This is a genomic window from Janibacter sp. RAF52, assembly GCF_052114035.1.
GTDB classification, from domain to species: domain Bacteria; phylum Actinomycetota; class Actinomycetes; order Actinomycetales; family Dermatophilaceae; genus Janibacter; species Janibacter hoylei.
Window position 1 is genome coordinate 107,596 of record NZ_JBFRDY010000005.1, and the last position, 20,104, is coordinate 127,699.

At 70.8% G+C, this 20,104-nt stretch carries 19 protein-coding genes; 12 read left to right on the plus strand and 7 right to left on the minus strand.

The features are described from left to right. The first annotated feature begins 52 nt into the window (after positions 1–52). Entirely contained in the window at positions 53–262 is a 210-nt protein-coding gene (locus AB4Y78_RS08575; protein ID WP_265230226.1) for a hypothetical protein, read from the plus strand. 9 nt (positions 263–271) lie between these two features. Here AB4Y78_RS08575 and AB4Y78_RS08580 read toward each other — a convergent pair whose 3' ends face one another. Next, positions 272–847 carry a TIGR00730 family Rossman fold protein gene (locus AB4Y78_RS08580; protein WP_265230227.1) on the minus strand — a complete coding sequence of 192 codons (576 nt, stop codon included), beginning with the start codon at positions 845–847 and terminating at the stop codon, positions 272–274. Positions 848–973: 126 nt separating this feature from the next. On the opposite strand from AB4Y78_RS08580, the gene AB4Y78_RS08585 reads away from it, so the two are divergent. Further along, a complete protein-coding gene (locus tag AB4Y78_RS08585) occupies positions 974–2,317 on the plus strand; it encodes a spinster family MFS transporter (protein ID WP_259909556.1) in 1,344 nt (447 codons plus the stop codon). Here AB4Y78_RS08585 and AB4Y78_RS08590 read toward each other — a convergent pair. Then, on the minus strand, positions 2,301–2,900 hold the full coding sequence (locus AB4Y78_RS08590) for a TetR/AcrR family transcriptional regulator (RefSeq protein WP_007926419.1): 600 nt from the start codon (positions 2,898–2,900) through the stop codon (positions 2,301–2,303). The genes AB4Y78_RS08585 and AB4Y78_RS08590 overlap by 17 nt on opposite strands. An 89-nt stretch (positions 2,901–2,989) precedes the next feature. On the opposite strand from AB4Y78_RS08590, the gene AB4Y78_RS08595 reads away from it, so the two are divergent. Then, positions 2,990–4,153, plus strand: a complete 1,164-nt coding sequence (locus AB4Y78_RS08595; protein ID WP_259909557.1) for a sterol desaturase family protein — start codon at positions 2,990–2,992, stop codon at positions 4,151–4,153. A gap of 54 nt (positions 4,154–4,207) precedes the next feature. Here the strand turns inward: AB4Y78_RS08595 and AB4Y78_RS08600 are convergent, their stop codons facing one another. From AB4Y78_RS08600 to AB4Y78_RS08615, 4 genes are read right to left on the minus strand one after another with little or no spacing between them, the layout of a single operon-like run. Beyond that, on the minus strand, positions 4,208–4,963 hold the full coding sequence (locus tag AB4Y78_RS08600; RefSeq protein WP_007926423.1) for an iron ABC transporter ATP-binding protein: 756 nt from the start codon (positions 4,961–4,963) through the stop codon (positions 4,208–4,210). After that, positions 4,960–6,027: an iron chelate uptake ABC transporter family permease subunit gene (locus AB4Y78_RS08605; protein WP_265230230.1), complete on the minus strand. Its 1,068-nt coding sequence runs from the start codon at positions 6,025–6,027 to the stop codon at positions 4,960–4,962. Before AB4Y78_RS08605 ends, AB4Y78_RS08600 begins: the two co-directional genes overlap by 4 nt. Next, complete coding sequence (locus AB4Y78_RS08610) at positions 6,020–7,003, minus strand: ABC transporter permease (RefSeq protein ID WP_265232003.1); 984 nt, start codon at positions 7,001–7,003, stop codon at positions 6,020–6,022. The genes AB4Y78_RS08605 and AB4Y78_RS08610 overlap by 8 nt, the downstream gene beginning before the upstream one ends. Beyond that, positions 7,000–7,971 (minus strand): siderophore ABC transporter substrate-binding protein, encoded by a 972-nt coding sequence (locus AB4Y78_RS08615; RefSeq protein ID WP_265230231.1) that lies wholly within the window; start codon positions 7,969–7,971, stop codon positions 7,000–7,002. Before AB4Y78_RS08615 ends, AB4Y78_RS08610 begins: the two co-directional genes overlap by 4 nt. Positions 7,972–8,175: 204 nt before the next feature. On the opposite strand from AB4Y78_RS08615, the gene AB4Y78_RS08620 reads away from it, so the two are divergent. The 3 genes from AB4Y78_RS08620 (at position 8,176) to AB4Y78_RS08630 (ending at position 9,831) form a co-directional block, all read left to right on the plus strand. Beyond that, on the plus strand, positions 8,176–8,964 hold the full coding sequence (locus AB4Y78_RS08620; protein WP_265230232.1) for a PIG-L deacetylase family protein: 789 nt from the start codon (positions 8,176–8,178) through the stop codon (positions 8,962–8,964). 88 nt (positions 8,965–9,052) lie between these two features. Continuing rightward, the gene (locus AB4Y78_RS08625; RefSeq protein WP_441713344.1) at positions 9,053–9,253 is read left to right on the plus strand and encodes a hypothetical protein; all 201 of its coding nucleotides are present in this window, start codon (positions 9,053–9,055) and stop codon (positions 9,251–9,253) included. A gap of 53 nt (positions 9,254–9,306) precedes the next feature. Beyond that, positions 9,307–9,831, plus strand: coding sequence for a ferritin (locus AB4Y78_RS08630; protein ID WP_007926436.1), 525 nt, complete (start codon positions 9,307–9,309; stop codon positions 9,829–9,831). A gap of 25 nt (positions 9,832–9,856) precedes the next feature. Here AB4Y78_RS08630 and AB4Y78_RS08635 read toward each other — a convergent pair whose 3' ends face one another. Then, positions 9,857–10,504: an HAD-IA family hydrolase gene (locus AB4Y78_RS08635; RefSeq protein WP_265230233.1), complete on the minus strand. Its 648-nt coding sequence runs from the start codon at positions 10,502–10,504 to the stop codon at positions 9,857–9,859. A 215-nt stretch (positions 10,505–10,719) separates the two neighbouring features. On the opposite strand from AB4Y78_RS08635, the gene AB4Y78_RS08640 reads away from it, so the two are divergent. From AB4Y78_RS08640 to AB4Y78_RS08665, 6 genes are all read left to right on the plus strand, one after another. Further along, the gene (locus AB4Y78_RS08640) at positions 10,720–12,252 is read left to right on the plus strand and encodes an SDR family NAD(P)-dependent oxidoreductase (RefSeq protein WP_259909563.1); all 1,533 of its coding nucleotides are present in this window, start codon (positions 10,720–10,722) and stop codon (positions 12,250–12,252) included. Positions 12,253–12,515: 263 nt separating this feature from the next. After that, complete coding sequence (fdh, locus tag AB4Y78_RS08645; protein WP_441713346.1) at positions 12,516–15,839, plus strand: formate dehydrogenase; 3,324 nt, start codon at positions 12,516–12,518, stop codon at positions 15,837–15,839. Next, on the plus strand, positions 15,839–17,065 hold the full coding sequence (locus tag AB4Y78_RS08650) for a 4Fe-4S dicluster domain-containing protein (protein ID WP_441713347.1): 1,227 nt from the start codon (positions 15,839–15,841) through the stop codon (positions 17,063–17,065). The genes fdh and AB4Y78_RS08650 overlap by 1 nt, the downstream gene beginning before the upstream one ends. After that, positions 17,062–18,207, plus strand: coding sequence for an NrfD/PsrC family molybdoenzyme membrane anchor subunit (nrfD, locus tag AB4Y78_RS08655; RefSeq protein WP_265230235.1), 1,146 nt, complete (start codon positions 17,062–17,064; stop codon positions 18,205–18,207). The genes AB4Y78_RS08650 and nrfD overlap by 4 nt, the downstream gene beginning before the upstream one ends. Positions 18,208–18,250: 43 nt before the next feature. Continuing rightward, a complete protein-coding gene (locus AB4Y78_RS08660; RefSeq protein ID WP_265230236.1) occupies positions 18,251–19,522 on the plus strand; it encodes an L-lactate MFS transporter in 1,272 nt (423 codons plus the stop codon). Between the two features lie 92 nt (positions 19,523–19,614). Next, on the plus strand, positions 19,615–20,043 hold the full coding sequence (locus AB4Y78_RS08665) for a hypothetical protein (protein WP_259909568.1): 429 nt from the start codon (positions 19,615–19,617) through the stop codon (positions 20,041–20,043). The last annotated feature ends 61 nt before the right edge of the window (positions 20,044–20,104 follow it).

The following is a 20,104-nucleotide window of genomic DNA, read 5'->3' on the forward strand; positions in this document are numbered from 1 at the left end:
CGGAAACATCCGGGCAGCAGTGCCGAAACCCTTGCAGCGCACCATCACTCGCATGCAGCGCCACACCCGCCCCGTCCGTCGCCTCACCGCGCCCGAGCTCGCCCGTCCCGCCGAGGGGCCGCGGATCGTCGCCTACCGGTGCGCCGCCCACGAGACCTTCCGCATCCTGTGGCCGGAGGTCGACGCGCCCCTGGTCCACCCGTGCCCGGAGTGCGCGGGCGCCTCCCTTCGCCTCATCGGCACCCGTCCCGACGCCGCCTGACGAAGGGGGTCAGGTCACCGCCCGCAGCAGCCGGGTGCCAGAGCCGCGGGCCTCGAGGCCTGCGAGCGCGGCATCGAGGTCGGGCGCGACGACGACGTCGTCGAGGCTCGCCTGCGACATGAAGCCGGCCTGCGAGATGCCGCGGAGGGACTCGAGCAGCGGGGTCCAGAAGCCGTCGGCGTCGAGGAAGCCGACCGGCTTGTCGAGCAGGCCGATCTGCCGCCAGGTCCACACCTCGAAGACCTCCTCGAGCGTGCCCATGCCGCCCGGCAGCGCGAGGAAGGCGCTCGTCAGGTCAGCCATGAGGGCCTTGCGCTCGTGCATCGTCTCGACGACGTGCACCTCGGTGAGGTCGTCGCGGCCCCACTCCCGCTCGATCATGAAGGTCGGGATGACGCCGATGACCTCGCCCCCTTCGTCGAGCGCACCCTGGGCCACGGCGCCCATGAGGCCACCGCCGCCCGCGCCGTAGACCAGGCCGATCTCCCGGCGGGCCAGCTCGGCCCCGACGTCGTGCGCGAAGTCCACCCAGCGAGGGTCGGTGCCGGGGGTCGAGCCGCAGAAGACGGTGAGGCGCGTGATCACGGGTCGACGATAGAGCCCTTCGAGACGCTTGCAGAGCAAGCTCCTCAGGGACCCGGGATTGGCAGCCCTTCGAGATGCTTGCAGAGCAAGCTCCTCAGGGACCGGGGCAGACGACAGACTGGGGGCATGCCGCAGCCACTGACGCGCGGGCAGCGCGGGTACCTCCTCGCGAGCCTGACCCTGGCCAATGTCGTCAACTTCTACGACCGGACGATCCCTGCCGTCATCGTCGAGCCGCTCAAGGAGGAGTTCGGCCTCACCGACACGATGGTCGGCGTGCTCGGCGGGTCCTTCACCGTCGTCTACGCCATCGCCGGCGTGCTCCTCGGTCGGCTCGCCGACCGGGTCCCGCGTCGCTACGTCATGGCGGCCGGACTCGTCGTGTGGAGCCTCTTCACCGGGGCGAGCGGGCTCGTGCAGGGCTTCCTCTTCCTCTTCCTCTTCCGCCTGGGCGTCGGCATCGGCGAGGCGAGCTACGGCCCGGCGTCCAATGCGCTGATCTGCGACGTCTACGCGCCGAAGCGCCGCAGCCGCGCCATCAGCATCGTCTCACTCGGGATCCCCGTGGGCCTGCTCCTCGCCTTCCTCACCGTCGGCGTGCTCGTCGAGGCCACGGGGACGTGGCGGGCTCCCTTCGTCATCGCGGCGGTACCCGGCCTGCTCCTCGCGATCGCCGTCCTCTTCGTCAAGGAACCGGCCCGCGGAGCCACCGACACCGTCGAGCTGCGCGCGCAGGAGCAGGAGCGGCACCCCTATCGCGCGGTGCTGCGTATCCGCACGATCACCTGGCTCATGGTCGCCGGCATCGGGCTGCAGATCCCGACCTACGGCGTCGCGACCTTCGTCGTGCCGCTGCTCCAGCGCTACTTCGGCCTGTCGATCGGGTCGGCGTCCATCGGCGCCGGCGCGATCCTCGGGCTCGCGGGCATCGTCGGGCTGCTGCTCGGCGGGCGCCTGGCCGACCGGGCCTCCGACCGACACCCCGCGGGTCGACTCGTCGTCGCCGCAGCCGGCTTCGCCGCCGCAATCCCCCTGACGCTCGCCGCCCTGCTGCTCGGCCCCGGGAGCGCCGCGGCCTTCGTCGCGCTCTTCGCCGTCGGGTGGACGGGCACCCAGTTCCTCTCCGCGGCAGCATCACCCGCGATCGCCGACGTCACCCCACCCCAGCTGCGGGCCACCGCGATCGCGGTCTACTTCGCCTCCTTCAACCTCGTCGGCGCGACGATCGGGCCGATCCTCGTCGGCGCCCTCTCGGACGGCCTCGCCACACCGGTCGACGGCCTGGCCGCCGATGCCGTCGGCCTGCACCGCGCACTGCTCACGGTGATCCCGATCGGCCTGGCGATCGCCGTGCTCGGTGCGTGGCGGGCCAGCCGGGCGCTGCCCCACGACCGCGAGGCGATGACGCCCTTCGAGACGGCTCGTCCCTCGCCTCCTCAGGGACCGGGCCCTGTCACCCCCGCAGCGTGACCGCGGCCAGCAGGCGGGTGAGCCGCTGCGCCATCTGCTCTGCGGTGTGGTCGTCGTGCTCCTGCCACCACGCGACCGCGGCCTCGACGATCGACTCCCAGATGCGGTCGAGCAGGTCGTGGTCGAGCGGGTCGGTCAGGCCCGCGGCTTCGAGGACGTCGCGGGTGCCGGCGGCCCCCATGAGGTGCAGCTGCTCGCGGTAGCCCTCGGCAAGCTCGGCCGCCCCCGACCCCGCGGGCAGGGTCTCGTCCTTGACGAGGGCCCAGGCGTACCGGTGCTCGGCCATCGCCGAGAAGATCGCGGTGAAGGTGTCGACGGCGCGCTCCCCGGGGTCGGTCGCCGTCTGGGCCTGCGCGATCGTGGCGACGAGGCGCGGCCCGACCTCCTCGAGGCAGGCCAGCGCGAGGTCGGCCTTGGAGCCGAAGACGTTGTGCACCATCGCCTTGGAGACCCCGGCGCGTGCGGCGACGTCGGCCATCGAGGCGCGGGCGTAGCCCTGGCTGCCGAGCTCCTCGACCGCCTCGTGCACGAGCTGCCGCCTGCGCTCGGCGCGGGCGACGCCCTTCGTCCCGATCGTGCTCACGGGGCCACCTCCTGTGATCGGGCACATCTTGTCAGGCGCGATAACTGACCCTATGGTCAGTTACGTTCGCCCACGGCAAAGGAGCCCCCATGGCACGCCCCGACCTGACCGTCCTCGCCATCCCCGCGTACATCGGGGCCATGGGTTTCGAGTTCTGGTGGCAGCGCCAGCACCCCGCCGCCGACGGTGAGGACCGCCCGGGCGACTACGAGCTCAACGACACGATCGCCAGCCTGAGCATGGGCGTCGGCAGCCTCGTCGTCCCCCTCGCCACCGCTCCGCTCCTGCGCCGCCTCACGCCCGGCCAGTCGAAGGGGGGCACCGCCCTCCTCGCCGTCGCCGCGGCCGCCGGGGTCGCGACGACGATCGGTGACGTCCTGCGCAGCCGTCGCCGCCACGGGGGCGAGCTGCCCGAGGCCGGCACACTGCCCTCCGACACACCAGAGCCGGTCACCGTCCGCTCTCGCGTCGACGCCCTCGGCCTGATGACCAGCGGATCCGCGGTCGCCGCCGTCGCCTCCTCGGCCGTCGCCGCCGCGACGATCTGGGCCGCCCAGACCTCCGCCACGCGGCTGACGAGACTCTCCCCCTTCGGCATGCGGACCGGCGCCGCCAGCTACCTGCTCGGGATCGCGGCCTGGGACTTCGTCTACTACTGGAACCACCGCCTCGCCCACGAGTCACGCTGGATGTGGGCCGTGCACGTCGTCCACCACAGCAGCGAGCGCTACAACCTCTCGACCGCGCTGCGGCAGCCGGTCGCCGAGGGATTCACGATGGTCGTGCCCTACGGGCTGCTCGCCCTCATGGGGATCCCGCCGCGCTACATCGAGGACGCGCGGGCGATCAACCTCATCTACCAGTTCTGGATCCACACCGAGGCCGTCCGCTCGATCGGCTGGCTCGAGAAGGTGCTCAACACCCCGAGCCACCACCGCGCCCACCACGGCAGCCAGCGCCAGTACCTCGACATCAACCACGGCTCGATCCTCATCCTGTGGGACAAGCTCTTCGGCACCTTCGAGCCGGAGGTCGAGCGGGTGCGCTACGGCCTGACCCGCAACATCGACACCTTCAACCTCGGGACGATCGCCACGCACGAGTGGCGCGACATGGCCAAGGACATCTCGACGGCGCCGACCTGGTCGGACCGCTTCGGCTTCCTCCTGCGCGGCCCGGGCTGGGCCTACGAACGGCGCGAGCAGCTCGCGCCGCCGGCCAACGAGCCGGTCGCCACGCCCGTCGCGGGCTGAGCCGGCAGGTCGGTCGACGGGGCGGGCGCTCGTGGAGCCCCACCGAGCCGCAACTCAGTAGTACACGGCGAGCGGGCCGCGCGGCCCGTCGACCACCTGGACCGCGGTGTCGAAGACGCGGGTGAGCACCTCGTCGGTCATGATCTGCTCCGGCGGGCCGAACTCGACGACCCGCCCGTCCTTGACCGCGCAGATCCGGTCGGCGTAGTGGCCGGCGAAGTTGATGTCGTGGAGCACGACGATGATCGTGCGGCCCAGCTCGGTGGCCGCCCGGCGCAGGTGCCGCATCATGTGCACCGAGTGCTGCATGTCGAGGTTGTTGAGCGGCTCGTCGAGCAGCACGTAGTCGGTGTCCTGGGCGAGCACCATCGCGACGTACGCCCGCTGCCGCTGCCCCCCGGAGAGCTGGTCGAGGTAGCGCCCCTCGAGCGCGGTGAGGTCGAGGAAGTCGATCGAGCGGGAGATGACCTCCTCGTCCTGCACGGTCAGCCGCCCCTGCGAGTGGGGGAAGCGGCCGAAGCCGACGAGCTGGCGCACGGTGAGCCGGGTGATGAAGTGGTTTTCCTGGCGCAGGATCGAGACGATCTTGGCCAGGTCCTTGGACTTCGTGCTCGCGACGTCGTAGCCGGCGATCTCGATGACGCCCTCGTCGATGTCGAGCAGCCGGCCGACCATCGTCAGCAGCGTCGACTTGCCCGCGCCGTTGGGCCCGACGAGCGCGGTCACCCCGCCCGCCGGGATCTCGAGGTCGACCGGACCGATCGTCACCTCGCTGCCATAGGTCTTGCGCACATCGGTCAGGGTGATCACAGGCGCCCCTTCTTGAGGATGACGAGGAGGAAGACCGACCCGCCGACGAGCTCGATGATGATCGAGACGACGCCTTGGGCGTAGAAGACGTGCTTCATGACAACGTAGGCGCCGCAGAGCACGACGAAGCCGGTGAGCACCGCGACCGGGAAGATCCGCCGGTGGTCGTGGGTGTCGGCGAACTGGTAGGCGAGGGTCGCGACGAGGAACCCGAGGAAGGTCATCGGCCCGACGAGCGCGGTCGAGACGGCCATCAGCACCGAGACGAGGAAGAGCGTCACCATGAGCTCGCGCCGGTGGTCCAGCCCGAGGTTGGTCGCCGCGTCTCGGCCGAGGGCGACGACGTCGAGACGGCGGGCCCGCCACCACAGCAGTCCCGCCGCGGCCAGGCACAGCGGGATCGCGATGGGGAAGTACATCGGGTCGGCGTTGGTCATGGAGCCGAACATCCGTGCGGTGAGCACGTCGAACTCGCTCGGCGTGAGCATCCGCCGCATGAAGGAGGAGACCGAAGCGAGCCCACCGCCGATGACGATGCCGATGAGCAGCATGATCTGCACGTTGGCATAGCGCCCCGACAGCAGCCACCCGTAGAGCGCCAGCGAGAGCCCGACCATGAGCGCGATCTGCAGGAGGAACTGCGGCAGCCCGGTGAGCATGCCGAGCCCGGACACACCGAGGAAGTACACGGCCGCGGTCTGCACGGCGACGTAGAGCGACTCGAAGCCCATGATCGACGGCGTGATGATCCGGTTGTTGGTCACCGTCTGGAAGCTCACCGTCGCCATCGCCTGGCAGACCGCGACGACCGCCATCGCGACGAGCGAGCTGCCCCGCATCTGCGCGACGAGCCAGAACCCCTCGCTGCCGACCGGCATCGGGTTGTCCACCGCGAGGTGGGCGAAGCCCAGGCCGACGGCCAGCACGAGCAGGCCGACGAGCACGACTCGGTAGCGCCGGCGGGAGCGGGCGGTGGGGAGGGGGCCGGACTCGCGTGCTCCGCCGGTCGCCACGGGGGCGGTGACCGGCGGGGTGGTGCGCGGCTGCGCGGGTGCCTCAGCCACGACGACGCTGCCGCAGGAGGAGGGCGATGAAGACGACCGCGCCGACGACGCCGAGGATGAGCGAGACGGGTACCTCGAAGGGGGCGATGATCGTGCGCCCGACGAGGTCGCAGACGGTGACGATGGCGATGCCGAGCAGGCAGACCCACGGCAGGTTGCTGCGCAGGTCGTCGCCGCGCCACATCGAGATGATGTTGGGGACGATGAGCCCGAGGAAGGGCAGGTTGCCGACGACGACCGTGACGACCCCGGTCGCGACGGCGACGAGGACCGTGCCGATGAGGACGACCTGGTTGTAGTTGAGCCCGACATTCGTCGAGATCTCCTCGCCGAGGCCGGCGACGGTGAAGCGGTCCGCGACGACGAAGATCGCGATCGCGACGAGGGCGACGATCCACAGCACCTCGTACTGGCCGCGCAGGACCGAGGTGAAGCTGCCGGCGAACCAGATCCCGAGGTTCTGCAGCATGTCGGTCTGCAGCGCGATGAAGGTCGAGACTGACCCGACGACGGCGCCGAGCATGATCCCCACGATCGGGACGATGAGCGAGGACCGGAGGGTCACCCTTCGCAGGAAGAGGAAGAAGACCATCGTGCCGATGAAGGCTGCGATGACCGCCCCGATCATCCGCTCGAGGAGGCTGGCCCCGGGGAAGAGGATCATCACGGTGAGCAGGCCCAGGCCGGCCCACTCGGTCGTGCCGGTCGTCGTCGGCTCGACGAAGCGGTTCTGGGTCAGCAGCTGCATGACCAGGCCCGACATCGCCATCGCGGCGCCGGCGAGGACAAGGGCGACGGTCCGCGGGATGCGGGTGATGGCGAACATCTCGCCGCCCCGGTCGCCGTCGAAGATGTCGTACACCCCGGTGAGAAGCGACACGACGAGGAGCCCGCCCACGGCGAGGATGCCGAGGACGAGCTTCGCGTCGAGGAGGCGCCCCTTGGAGGCGACGCGCTCCGCCGTCGTGGTCGTCAGCTCTTCTTCCCCTCCAGCGCGTCGGCGAAGTCCTCGAAGAACTCGGTGAAGGTCTGGATGCCCTCGTTGGTGTAGGTGTCGGCCGGGGCGAAGACGACCTGTCCCTCCTTGACCGCGGTGACGTCCTTGAGCGCCTCGGAGTCCTCGATGAGCTGCTTGGCGGGCGTGTAGCCCTCCTCGTCGGCGGCGACGGCCGCGTCCCGGTCGAGGACGAGGATCCAGTCGGGGTCGGCCTTGGCGATCGCCTCGACGGACACCTCGTCGCCCTGGTGGTCGTCACTGGCGCCCTCGACCTCGAGGGCGGGCTCGAGGTCGAAGAGGTCGAAGACCGGGCCGAAGGTCTGGCCGACGGTCGGCGCGATGTAGCCGAGCTCGCCGCCGGAGGTGTTGATCGCCATGACCGTGTCGCCGGGCTGGTAGGCCTTCTTCACGCGGGCGACCTGCGCGTCGAGGTCCTTGCCGAGCCGCGTGGCCTCGGCCTCCTTGCCGAAGACCTCGCCGAGCACGTCGGTCTGCCGCTTGAGCTCGGTGTCGAGCGGCTCGCCCTCGCGCGGGTCGAGGTTGAGGAAGGCCGCGTCCGGGGCGAGCTCCTTGAGCTTTGCCTCGTGCTGGGTGAAGCGCTGGCCGTTGATGACGAGGTCGGGCTTGGCGGCGACGATCGCCTCGAGGTCGGGCTCGCGGTGGGTGCCGAGGTCGACGAGCTCCTTGTCCTGGGTGTACTCGATCGTGTCGGGCATGAGGCTCACCGCGGCGGCGGAGAGCTCGACGTCCCAGTCGGCGAGGGTCTCGAAGGTCCGGTTGTCCGTCGCGACGACGGAGCTCGGCTCCTGCGGCACCTGCTGCGTGCCGTTGTTGTCCTCGACCGCGATGGTCGGGCCGGATGCGGAGTCGGAGTCGGACGATCCGCAGGCGGACACGGCGAGGGCGAGACCGCTGACGAGGGCCAGCGAACGAGTGCGGCTGAGCACGATGAGGTCCTTTGCGAAGGGGGGGTGGCCGCGTCGGGTGGGCCACCACGCCGCGGAGTTTGTAAGGATAGCCTCAGCAACCCCGAACCTGTCACGCGGGTTCCGCTCTGCGGAACGCTCCTGCCCCACCCGGTCAGGGTGAGCGTGTCCCCCTTCGCCCGCCGCGGCCAGCGAGGTGTCGGCGCAGCGGTGCACGATGGCCTCGTGACGACCACCGTCTTCTTCCACGCCCACCCCGACGACGAGGCCAGCGGGACCTCCGGATCCATGGCTCTCACCGCGCGCGCCGGCGGCCGCGTGGTCGTCGTCTACGCCACCGGCGGCGAGCACGGCACCGTCCCCGACGACCTGGGCGAAGGGAGGAGCCTCGCCGACCACCGTCGGCAGGAGGCCGAGGACTCGGCCGCCGTCACGGGCACCGCCCGGGTCGTCTGGCTGGGCTACGTCGACTCCGGCATGACCGGCTGGGAGCACAACGCCTGGGACGGGTCCTTCCACGGCGCCGACCTCGACGAGGCCGCCGCCCGGCTGGCCGCGGTCCTCGACGAGGAGGACGCCGACATCCTCGTCGGCTACGACTGGCACGGCGGCTACGGCCACCCCGACCACGTCAAGGTGCACCACGTCGCCCACCGCGCGGCCGAGCTGGCCGCCCGCCGCCCCCGCGTGCTCGAAAACACGATGAACCGCGACCGGATGCGCGAGCAGATCGAGGCGGCCAAGGCGATGGGCATCGACCCGGGCTTCTCGCCCGACGACCCGATGGACGACGGCAACCCTATGGGCCTGCCGCAGAGCGAGATCCACCACGCCGTCGACGTCACCGAGGTCATCGACGTCAAGCGCGCGGCCCTGACCTGCCATGCCTCGCAGAGTGACGTGCAGCAGATGCTGCAGATGCCGCGCGAGATCTTCGCCGCGGCCTTCGGCGTCGAGCACTACGCCGAGCCGGGGCGACCCGAAGGGATGGGCAGCGCGCTCCCCTTCGCCTGACCGGACCGCGGGGACCACGCGGGAACCAGGACCCCTCCGCGGCATCGGTTCCCGAGGAGCGAACGCAGGGTAGGCGTGCCTTACCCCCATGGCCTACCGTGCAGGCATGGGCAAGAAGGTCAAGATCGGCAAGGTCAAGGTCAAGGAGAAGTGCTGCGTCAGCAAGAAGCGCTGCAGCTCCTGCCCGATCCGCCTGCTCAAGGAGGGGCGCCTCCCTGACGGCTATGCCGTCCACAAGCGCAAGCTCGTCACGGCCAAGGCCAAGGAGCGGCTCCGCAAGGCCGCGTAGGGTCGCCTGTCCTTGCTGGAACGGTTCCAGACACGGGTCTAGCGTGAGGCCCCATGACCACGTCGAAGTTCGCCGCCCAGCTGACCGCCCAGATCGGCGAGGAGTTCGCTGCCCACCACCAGTACCTCGCGATCGCCGCACACTACGAGAGCATGACGCTGCCGCAGCTGGCGGGCTTCTTCTACCGTCAGGCCGCCGAGGAGCGCGGCCACGCGATGATGATGGTCCAGTACCTGCTCGACACCGACCAGCCGGTGCGCATCCCCGCCACCCCGGCCCCGACCAGCGACTTCGACGGCGTGGTCACGCCCATCGAGCTGGCCGTCGCCCAGGAAAAGAGGGTCACCCAGCAGATCAACGAGCTGACCCGGGTCGCGCGGGACGACAACGACTTCGCCGCCGAGCAGTTCATGCAGTGGTTCATCAAGGAGCAGGTCGAAGAGGTCTCGACGATGCAGGACCTGCTGACCGTGGCCCAGCGCAGCGCCGACGACCTCAACGACATCGAGACCTACGTCGAGCGGGACCTGGGGACCGGCGGCGCGGACGCCACCGCCCCGCCGCAGGCCGGCGCCTGATCGACGGGAGCCAGCGCGAAGGGGGTCAGCGCGGGCTGACCCGCACCCGGCCGTCCTCGACCGCGAAGGTCACGTCGGCGAGCAAGCTCACCACGAGGTCGGCGTCCGAGAGGGCGCCGGCCTCGCTCGTCGTCGTCACGGCGAGCACGGCGCAGCCGTTCGCCCCGGCCGCGGTGATGCCACTCGGCGCGTCCTCGCACACGAGGCAGTCGGCCGGGTCGACCCCGAGACGCTGCGCCGCGAGGAGGAAGGGGTCGGGGTACGGCTTGCCCCGCTCGACGTCGTCGAAGGTGACGACCTCGTCGATGGCGATGCGGGCGGCCGCGAGCCGGACCGTGGCCAGGTCACGGGTCGCCGAGGTCGCCACGGCGACGGGCGCGTGCGCCAGCGCCTCCAGCGCGTCGTGCACACCGGGCAGCGCGATGACTCCCTCGACGTCGTCGACCTCGAGCTGCTCGATCCGGCGCAGTGCCGCGGCCGCGTCGACGTGGGGCGCGACCGAGGCGATGATCGCCGCCGCCGGCATGCCGTGGTGGCCGACGAGCGCGTAGGGGTCGACCCCGTGCTCGACCGCCCACCGGACCCACGAGCGCTCGACCGAGCCGGTCGAGTCGACGAGGGTGCCGTCGTTGTCGAAGATGACGGCGGCGAAGGTGCGGTCGGCGAGGCTCATGGCTCGACCCTAGGTGTCCCGTCCGGACGAAGGGAGCCGCTCCGCTCCCGGCGGGGAGGGGCAAGGGCTGCGCCCGCCACATGGCCTGCGCATTTCCCTAGGCAAATGCGCAGGGGGTGCGCATTTGCCTAGGGAAACGGCGGGGGGATCGCATTTGCCTAGGGAAATGCGCACTTGGCGGGTCGGGGTGGGTGTGGGCCGTATCCTCGAACCCCGTGAGCACCACCCCTGACGACGCCTCGACCACGCCCGACGTGGCCGGCGTCGACCCCGAGGACCTGGCCACCACCCTTCGTGTCCTGGGGATGCTGCACGAGCTGCCCCCGGGCCACGAGGACATCGCCAAGGTCAAGCGGGCCGCCGGCACGATGTACAACCGGGTGAAGAAGGCCCGGCGGCGGGAGGCCCGGCAGGCCGAGCGCGGCCCCAAGATGGCGCACGACCAGGCCGTGCTCGACAAGACCGCGACCGGCTCACCGCTGCGCATCGACGACGAGACGAAGGGGATCCCGCTCGCCGCGACGAGCGAGAGCCGCTTCGTCGGCGAGCTGCAGATCCCGCGCGGCTGCTACATCTGCCACGCCGACTACACGCTCGTCGACGCCTTCTACCACTGGCTCTGCCCGGACTGCGCCGCGATGAGCCACACCCGCCGCGACCAGGGCACCGACCTGCGCGGTCGCCGCGCGCTGCTCACCGGTGGGCGGGCCAAGATCGGCATGTACATCGCGCTGCGGCTGCTGCGTGACGGGGCCGACCTGACGATCACGACCCGATTTCCGCGCGACGCCGCCCGGCGCTTCGCCGAGCTCGCGGACTCGCCGGAGTGGATCGACCGGCTGACGATCGTCGGCATCGACCTGCGCGACCCGACCCAGGTCGTCGCGCTCACCGACGAGATCGCCGCCGGCGGGCCCCTCGACATCCTCATCAACAACGCCTGCCAGACGGTGCGCCGCTCCCCCGGCGCCTACAGCCAGCTCGTCGACGGCGAGTCGCAGCCCCTCGAGATCGACGGGCCGACACCGGCGACGATCTCCTTCGACCGGGTGAGCGATGCCCACCCCGCCGCGCTCGTCGGGACGCTCGGCGAGCATCCCGTGCCGCACGAGGAGCTCACCGGGCGCAGCGCCGCCGACCTGACCCGGCTGGCCCTGTCCGCCGGCAACGCCTCCCTCGAGGCCCACCTCGCGGGCACTGCCGTCGACGCCGGCGGGTTGCTCCCCGACGTCGTCACGACCAACTCGTGGAAGCAGACCGTCGACGAGGTCCACCCCCTCGAGCTGCTCGAGGTGCAGATGTGCAACTCGGTGGCCCCCTTCCTCCTCGTCTCGCGGCTGCGGCCGGCCATGCGGGCGGCGGTCGAGCGCCGCCGCCAGGTCGTCGGCGACGCCGCCCGGGCCTACGTCGTCAACGTCTCGGCGATGGAGGGGCAGTTCTCCCGCCGGTACAAGGGCGCCGGCCACCCACACACCAACATGGCCAAGGCGGCGCTCAACATGCTGACCCGCACCTCCGCCGGCGAGATGTACGACACCGACAAGATCCTCATGACGGCGGTCGACACCGGCTGGATCACCGACGAGCGACCGCACCACGAAAAGCTCGAGATCGCCGCCCAGGGCTGGCACGCGCCCCTCGACCTCGTCGACGGCGCCGCCCGCGTGTACGACCCGATCGTCCGTGGCGAGCGCGGCGAGGACCTCTACGGCGTCTTCCTCAAGAACTTCGAGCCCTACGCCTGGTAGGCGGGCTGGCGTCCCTTCGAGACGGTCGCGGGGCGACCTCCTCAGGGACCGGAGGTCGGCAGGCACAGGCGGCCTCACTCCTCAGGGACCGGAGGTCGGCAGGCGCAGGCGGCCTCACTCCTCAGGGACCGGAGGTCGGCAGGCGCAGGCGGCCTCACTCCTCAGGGACCGGAGGTCGGCAGGCGCAGGCGGCCTCACTCCTCAGGGACCGGAAGGGGCTACGGTGATCCAGAGCACGTCGTCTCACGAAGGGAGAAGCAGCGATGGCACCGAAGGACTCGACCTTCCTCGGCTGGCCCGTGCTGCGGCAGCTGGCCTCGGGCGACTTCCTCGGGCGGGGCAACGCCGTCACCTCGCGCCGCACCCGTGAGACCGAGCCGCGCACGTCGACGGCAGACCGCGTCGTGCAGAGCGTCTGCCCCTACTGCGCCGTCGGCTGCGGCCAGCGGGTCTTCGTCAAGGACGAGCAGGTCGTCCAGATCGAGGGTGACCCGGACTCGCCGGTGAGCCGGGGGCGCTTGTGCCCCAAGGGCGCTGCGAGCGAGCAGTTGGTCAACTCGCCGACCCGGCAGACGCACGTGCTCTACCGCGCGCCGGGGGCCACGGACTTCGAGCGGATCGAGCTCGACGAGGCCATCGACATGGTCGCCGACCGCTTCCTCGCCTCGCGGGCGGCGAAGTGGCAGGACCACGACGAGCACGGCCGCCCCCTTCGGCGCACCATGGGCATCGCCTCGCTCGGGGGAGCCACCCTCGACAACGAGGAGAACTACCTCATCAAGAAGCTCTTCACGGCGGCCGGCGCGATCCAGATCGAGAACCAGGCGCGTATTTGACACTCCGCCACGGTTCCCAGTCTGGGAGCCTCCTTCGGGCGCGGCGGCGCCACCCAGTCCCTCCAGGACATGGCCAACGCGGACTGCATCATCATCCAGGGCTCCAACATGGCCGAGTGCCACCCGGTGGGCTTCCAGTGGGTCTCCGAGGCCAAAGCCCGCGGTGCGCGGATCATCCACATCGACCCGCGCTTCACCCGCACCTCCGCTATCGCTGACACGCACGTCGCGATCCGGGCGGGCACCGACGTCGTGCTGCTCGGCGCGCTCATCAAGCACGTCGTCGACAACGACCTCTTCTTCCGTGACTACGTCGTCGCCTACACCAATGCGGCGACGCTCGTCGGCGAGGACTTCGTCGACACCGAGGACCTCGACGGCGTCTTCTCCGGCTACGACGAGCGCACCGGCACCTACGACATGAGCTCGTGGGCCTACGCCGAGCGCGAGGACGGCGAAGGGGGCGACCCCAGTGACGACGAGGTCGGCGGCCCGAGCGGTGGTCACGAGCACGGAGCGCACAAGAGCGCCCGCGCCGCGGGCGACCAGCACGGCGCGGCCGGGCCCGCGCTCGAGCACGCGAAGGTCGAGCGCGACGAGACTCTGCAGCACCCCCGCTCGGTCTTCCAGGTGCTCAAGCGGCACTACGCGCGCTACACGCCCGAGATGGTCGAGGAGGTGTGCGGCATCCCGCAGTGGCAGTTCCGTGAGATCGCCGATGCGCTGACGAGCAACTCAGGTCGCGAGCGCACGACCTGCTTCGCCTATGCCCTCGGCTGGACCCAGCACAGCCTCGGCGCGCAGTTCATCCGCACCGCCGCGATCCTCCAGCTGCTCATGGGCAATGTCGGCCGACCGGGCAGCGGCATCATGGCGCTGCGCGGGCACGCGAGCATTCAGGGCTCGACTGACATCCCGACCCTCTTCAACCTCCTGCCCGGCTACCTGCCGATGCCGGTGGTCGGCACGCACGACAGCCTCGAGCAGTACCTGGCGAGCATCTCCTCGCCGCTGCAGAAGGGCTTCTGGACCGAGGCGCCGGCCTACACCGCGAGCCTGCTCAAGGCGTGGTTCGGTGACGCGGCGACCCCCGACAACGACTTCTGCTTCGAGTACCTGCCGCGCCTCACCGGCGCCCACGGCACCTACCAGACGGTGATGTCGATGCTCGAGGACGAGGTCGAGGGCTACTTCGTGCTCGGGCAGAATCCCGCGGTCGGCTCCGCCCACGGCAAGATGCAGCGGCTGGCGATGACGCACCTCAAGTGGGTCGTCGTCCGCGACTTCCAGCTCATCGAGTCGGCGACCTTCTGGAAGGACTCCCCCGAGATCGCCAGCGGCGAGCTCAAGACCGAGGACATCGACACCGAGGTCTTCTTCTTCCCCGCGGCCAACCACGTGGAAAAGTCGGGCACCTTCACCCAGACCCAGCGGATGCTCCAGTGGCACCACCAGGCCGTGCAGCCGCCGAACGACGCGCAGAGCGAGCTCGAGTTCTTCCACGAGCTCGGCGTGCGCATCCGCGAGCGCCTCGCCGACTCGACCGACGAGCGTGACCGCCCGCTGCTCGACCTCACGTGGGACTACCCCAAGGACGAGCACGGCGAGACCGACGCCGAGGCGGTCCTGCGCGAGATCAACGGCTACCACGTCTCCGGCGACAAGGCCGGGCAGCTGCTCGACAAGTTCGCCGACATGAAGGCCGACGGCTCGACCTCGGGCGGCTGCTGGATCTACACCGGCGTCTACGCCGGCGGGGTCAACAGGTCGGCCAACCGCGTGCCCGGCCAGGAGCAGGACGAGACCGCTGCCGAGTGGGGCTGGGCCTGGCCGATGAACCGGCGCATCCTCTACAACCGCGCCTCCGCCGACCCCCAGGGTCGGCCCTGGAGCGAGCGCAAGAAGTACGTCTGGTGGGACGAGGAGGCGAAGAAGTGGACGGGCAAGGACGTCCCCGACTTCCCTGTCGACCGCGACCCGTCCTTCCGGCCCGACCCTGACGTCGGCGGGCCGGCGGCCATCGCCGGCGACGACCCCTTTATCATGCAGGCGGACGGCAAGGGCTGGCTCTTCGCACCCAAGGGCATGGTCGACGGTCCGCTCCCTTCGCACTACGAGGCGCAGGAGTCACCGGTCGCCAACCCGCTCTACGGGCAGCAGCGCAACCCGGCCCGGCTGGTCTACCCGCGCAAGGACAACCTGTGGAGCCCCTCCGGGGACGAGCCGGGGTCGGACGTCTACCCCTTCGTCTTCACGACCTACCGGCTCACGGAGCACCACACGGCCGGCGGCATGAGCCGGTGGCTGCCCTACCTGTCGGAGCTGCAGCCCGAGATGTTCTGCGAGGTCTCGCCAGAGCTTGCCGAGCAGCAGGGCCTGGTCAACGGCGAGTGGGCGACCCTCATCTCGGCGCGCAGCGCCATCGAGGCGCGCGTGCTCGTCACCGAGCGGATGACCCCGCTGACGATCAAGGGCCGCACGATCCACCAGATCGGTCTGCCCTACCACTGGGGCGTCGGCCGCGATGCCGTCGTCGAGGGCGACGGGGCCAACGACCTGCTCGGCATCGCGCTCGACCCCAACGTCCAGATCCAGGAGTCGAAGGTGGGTTCCTGCGACATCATCCCCGGCCGTCGGCCGCGTGGGGAGGAGCTGCTGCGCTTCGTCGCCGAGTACCAGTCGCGCTCGGGCACCACCGTCGAGACGGGCAACACCCACCGCGACGAGCCCCACGACGAAGGGAGACCGTGATGGGCTACCTCGCCCGCCAGCTCGCCGGGGCCACCGACCCGGCCCGTGACGCCGGGTGGCAGGAGGCGCCCGAGCGCAAGGGATTTTTCACCGACACCTCGATCTGCATCGGCTGCAAGGCCTGCGAGGTCGCGTGCAAGGAGTGGAACGGCATCCCGCTCGACGGGCTGGCCATCACCGGCAACTCCTACGACAACACCGGCGACCTCGGTGCGAGCACGTGGCGACACGTCGCCTTCGTCGAGCAGACCCGCGAGCGGATCGAGGCCGCCCGCGAGTCCGGGCAGCGGCTCGTGGACCTGGGGATGCCGTCCCTTCGCGACTCCTCGCTTGCAGAGCAAGCTCGGACCTCAGGGACCGGGGGCGCCGCCCACCTCGCAGAGCAGGCTCGGACCTCAGGGACCGGGGGCGCCGCCCACCTCGCAGAGCAAGCTCGGACCTCAGGGACCGGGGGCGCGCCCGCCGGCTACGGCACCCTGCCTGCGCCGATCGAGGGGCACGGGCCCGCACTGACCGACATGCTCGCCGCCCTTCGAGACGGCGCTGGCGCGCCTCCTCAGGGACCGGGAGGGGACCTCGGCCTGACCGCGGACGGTGTGCCGATGGTCGGGGCCGTGCCGGAGTTTCGCTGGTTGATGTCCTCCGACGTCTGCAAGCACTGCACCCACGCCGGCTGCCTCGATGTGTGCCCGACGGGTGCGCTCTTCCGCAGCGAGCACGGCACGGTCGTCGTCCAGGCCGACATCTGCAACGGCTGCGGCTACTGCGTCGGCGCCTGCCCCTTCGGCGTCATCGAGCGACGCAACGACGCGAGCGTCTCGGTCCGGGCCGACGACCACGTGCCCAACGTGGGCGTCGCGCAGAAGTGCACGCTCTGCTACGACCGTCTCTCCCACGACCAGACACCCGCGTGCGCGCAGACCTGCCCGACGACGTCGATCAAGTTCGGCACCCACGACGACATGGTCGCCACGGCGAAGGCGCGCGTGGCGCAGCTGCACGAGCAGGGCTTCACCGAGGCGCGCCTCTACGGGGCCAACGAGCACGACGGGGTCGGCGGCACCGGCTCGGTCTTCCTCCTCCTCGACGAGCCCGAGGTGTACGGGCTGCCGCCGGACCCCGAGGCCCCGACCAAGCGCCTGCCCGAGATGTTCCGCGCCGCCGGCCTCGCCGGGGTCGGCCTGCTCGGCGCCGTCGCCGTCTCCTTCCTCGGGAGCCGATCGTGACGACCTCTCCCTTCGACAGCTACCGACCGCCCGAGGAGGGTGGTCGGCGGCGCCGGCGCGACCGCGCGTCCCTTCGAGGCTCCTCCGTCGCACCTCAGGGACCGAGGAGGGCCGGCGCCGCCCGCAGCTGGCTCACCCGCGAGGGCGGGGGCCGACGCGAGGCGCCGGCGGTGCCGGACGCGGAGTTCAGCAGCTACTACGGCCAGCCGATCGTCAAGCCGGTGCCGTGGGACCACAAGATCTCCGCCTATCTCTTCGTCGGCGGCATCGCCGGTGTCTCCGGCATCATCCAGGCGGGCGCTGCGGCCACGGGCAACTCCGTGCTGCAACGCAACTCGCGCCTGACGGCGATGGCTGCCGTAGGCCTCAGCGGCATCGCTCTCGTCGCCGACCTCGGCCGGCCCGAGCGCTTCCTCAACATGATGCGCACGGTCAAGCTCACCTCACCGATGTCCGTCGGCACGTGGATCCTGTCCGCCTACGCGGGCTTCGCCGGGGTGACCACGGGCGCCGAGGTGCTGCGCCTGCTGCCCTCCCGTGGTCCGGTACCCGCGCTCACCCGGGTCACCGATGCCCTCGGCACGCCCTCGACCATCGGCCAGGCCGCCTTCGGCGCCCCGCTCGCGGCCTACACGGCGGTGCTGCTCGCCGACACCGCGCACCCGGTGTGGCACGAGAGCCGGCGGCAGCTCCCCTTCGTCTTCGTCGGGTCGGCCGCGCTGGCCGCCGGCGGCGTGCAGATGGTGCTCACGCCCACGGCCCTCGCCGGACCGGTGCGACGACTGGCGCTGCTCGGTGTCGGCACCGAGCTGCTCGCGATGCACCGCCTCGAGGAGCACCTCACCGACCTGGGTATCGACGAGCCGGTGCGCACCGGCACTGCAGGCGGTCGCCTGCGCCTGGCCCGCGCCCTCGCCATCGGTGGCGGGCTCGGCACCCTGCTCGCCGGGCGCAGCCGGGTCGTCGCGGTCGCCTCGGGCGCCGCCCTCGCCGCCGCCTCGGCACTGACCCGCATGGGCATCGTCGAGGCGGGCATCGAGTCGGCCAAGGACCCGCGCTACACCGTCCGGGTGCAGCGCGACCGCCTCGAGCGTCGTCGCAGGGAGGGCATCGTCCACGACAGCAGCGTCACCGTCCGGTAGCACGGCGTCACCCTCCGGTGGCACCCGATCAGTGGGAGATTCCATGAGCACGGCAACCGAGCAGGCCCCGACGAGCGCCGGCGGCAACCGCTGGCTCATCCTCGCGGGCGGCGTCCTCGTCCAGCTCGCGATCGGCGCGGTCTACGCGTGGAGCACCTTCAGCAAGGCGATCCAGGCCGACCCGTCGGCGCTGGAGCTGACCAAGGTGCAGGCGACCATCCCCTTCGAGGTCGCCATCGGCATGATCTTCGTCGGGACCTTCCTCGGTGGGCGGATCCAGGACAAGCAGGGGCCACGACTCGTCGCCCTCGTCGGGGTGACGATCTACTCGATCGGCATCATCCTCGCGAGCTTCGCGCGCGATGCCTCCGACCTGTGGCTGCTCGTCCTCGGCTACGGCGTGCTCGGCGGCTTCGGCCTCGGCCTGGCCTACATCGTGCCGATCGCCATGCTGCAGAAGTGGTTCCCCGACAAGCGGGGCCTGATCACCGGCATCGCCGTCGGTGGTTTCGGCTTCGGTGCGGTCATCACCTCGCCGCTCGCGCAGCGGCTCATCGACTCGAGCGATGACTTCCAGCAGTACCCGACCAAGGTCTTCCTCTACCTCGGCATCGCCTACCTCGTCATGGGTCTCGTCGGCGCCTCGGTCTTCAAGAACCCCCCGGCCGGCTACACCGTCGGCGGCGCTCCGGCCGCGGCGAAGGGGGCTGCTCCCGCCAGCACCGCCGGCAAGGACTTCACCCAGCAGGAGGCGATGCGCACCCCGCAGTGGTACCTGCTGACGCTCATCCTGACGATCTCGGTGACGGCGGGCATCTCGCTCATCTCGGTCGCCGCGGGCACGGCGACCGACGTCGCCGGCATGAGTGCTGCGGCGGCCGCGACCCTCGTCGGTGTCATGGGCCTCTTCAACGGCGGCGGCCGCATCCTCTGGGCGGCGGTCTCCGACAAGATCGGGCGGATGCCGGCTTTCATCGGCATCCTCGGCCTGCAGGGGCTCGCTCTGCTCGCGATCCCCCACGCCGGCTCGGCGGTCGCCTTCTACGTGCTGTGCGCGATCGTCTACACCTGCTACGGCGGGGCCTTCGGCACCCTCCCGTCGACCGCCGGAGACTTCTTCGGGGTGAAGAACTCCGGCGCGATCTACGGCCTGATGCTCATCGGCTGGTCGATCGGTGGCGTCGTCGGCCCGCTGCTCATCTCGTGGCTCATCGGCGAGGACCAGGCGTACACGCTCGCCTTCACCGTCGTCGGCGTCATCGCCCTCGTGGGGGCGATCATCCCCGTCATCACGAGGAAGCCGCAGCACGCCTGATCACCTCTGGCGCACGGTGGTGCGGCTCTGGCAGTCTTCTACCAGGCTGGCACGGGGTCGGCCACCATCACGAGATCAGGGGACAACTCCACATGCGCACTCGACTCTTCGGCGTGGCCGCGGCGGTGGCCATGGCCGCGGGCATCGCCGGCACCACCGCTGCACCCGCCAACGCCTCCGGCTGGAGCACCGTGTCGACGTCCACCGTCGGCAAGTCCCTCTCGTACTCCTCGTGGACGACGCTGGGCCGCTCCTTCAAGCCCGTCCCGGGAGCCACCTACCGGTACTGCGTCGTCGGCAAGGGCACCACCAAGGCCAACCTGCAGCCGACGGCCTTCGGCACCGTCGCCTCCTTCACCAACAGCTCGAAGTACGTGACGCGGTGCACCAAGAGCTGGCGTACCCCGACCGGCTACGGCTCCACCATGTACCCGACGGCCGGCAAGCTCACGAAGACCGGCAGCGTCTACATCTCCAAGGTCTACGTGCAGCGCTACTACATCGGGCACGTCCCCGTCTGAGGCGCAGCCCGCCAGCCCGCACGTCCGGGCCCCGGTTCCGGCTGATGCCCTCCGTGACGCT

What these genes read in the sequence shown, in the direction of transcription:
- AB4Y78_RS08575 (WP_265230226.1), top strand. Translation starts at nt 53, where the DNA reads ATGCAGCGCCACACCCGCCCCGTCCGTCGCCTCACCGCGCCCGAGCTC.
- AB4Y78_RS08585 (WP_259909556.1), top strand. Translation starts at nt 974, where the DNA reads ATGCCGCAGCCACTGACGCGCGGGCAGCGCGGGTACCTCCTCGCGAGC.
- AB4Y78_RS08595 (WP_259909557.1), top strand. Translation starts at nt 2,990, where the DNA reads ATGGCACGCCCCGACCTGACCGTCCTCGCCATCCCCGCGTACATCGGG.
- AB4Y78_RS08625 (WP_441713344.1), top strand. Translation starts at nt 9,053, where the DNA reads ATGGCCTACCGTGCAGGCATGGGCAAGAAGGTCAAGATCGGCAAGGTC.
- AB4Y78_RS08630 (WP_007926436.1), top strand. Translation starts at nt 9,307, where the DNA reads ATGACCACGTCGAAGTTCGCCGCCCAGCTGACCGCCCAGATCGGCGAG.
- AB4Y78_RS08635 (WP_265230233.1), bottom strand. Translation starts at nt 10,504, where the DNA reads ATGAGCCTCGCCGACCGCACCTTCGCCGCCGTCATCTTCGACAACGAC.
- AB4Y78_RS08650 (WP_441713347.1), top strand. Translation starts at nt 15,839, where the DNA reads ATGGGCTACCTCGCCCGCCAGCTCGCCGGGGCCACCGACCCGGCCCGT.
- AB4Y78_RS08660 (WP_265230236.1), top strand. Translation starts at nt 18,251, where the DNA reads ATGAGCACGGCAACCGAGCAGGCCCCGACGAGCGCCGGCGGCAACCGC.
- AB4Y78_RS08665 (WP_259909568.1), top strand. Translation starts at nt 19,615, where the DNA reads ATGCGCACTCGACTCTTCGGCGTGGCCGCGGCGGTGGCCATGGCCGCG.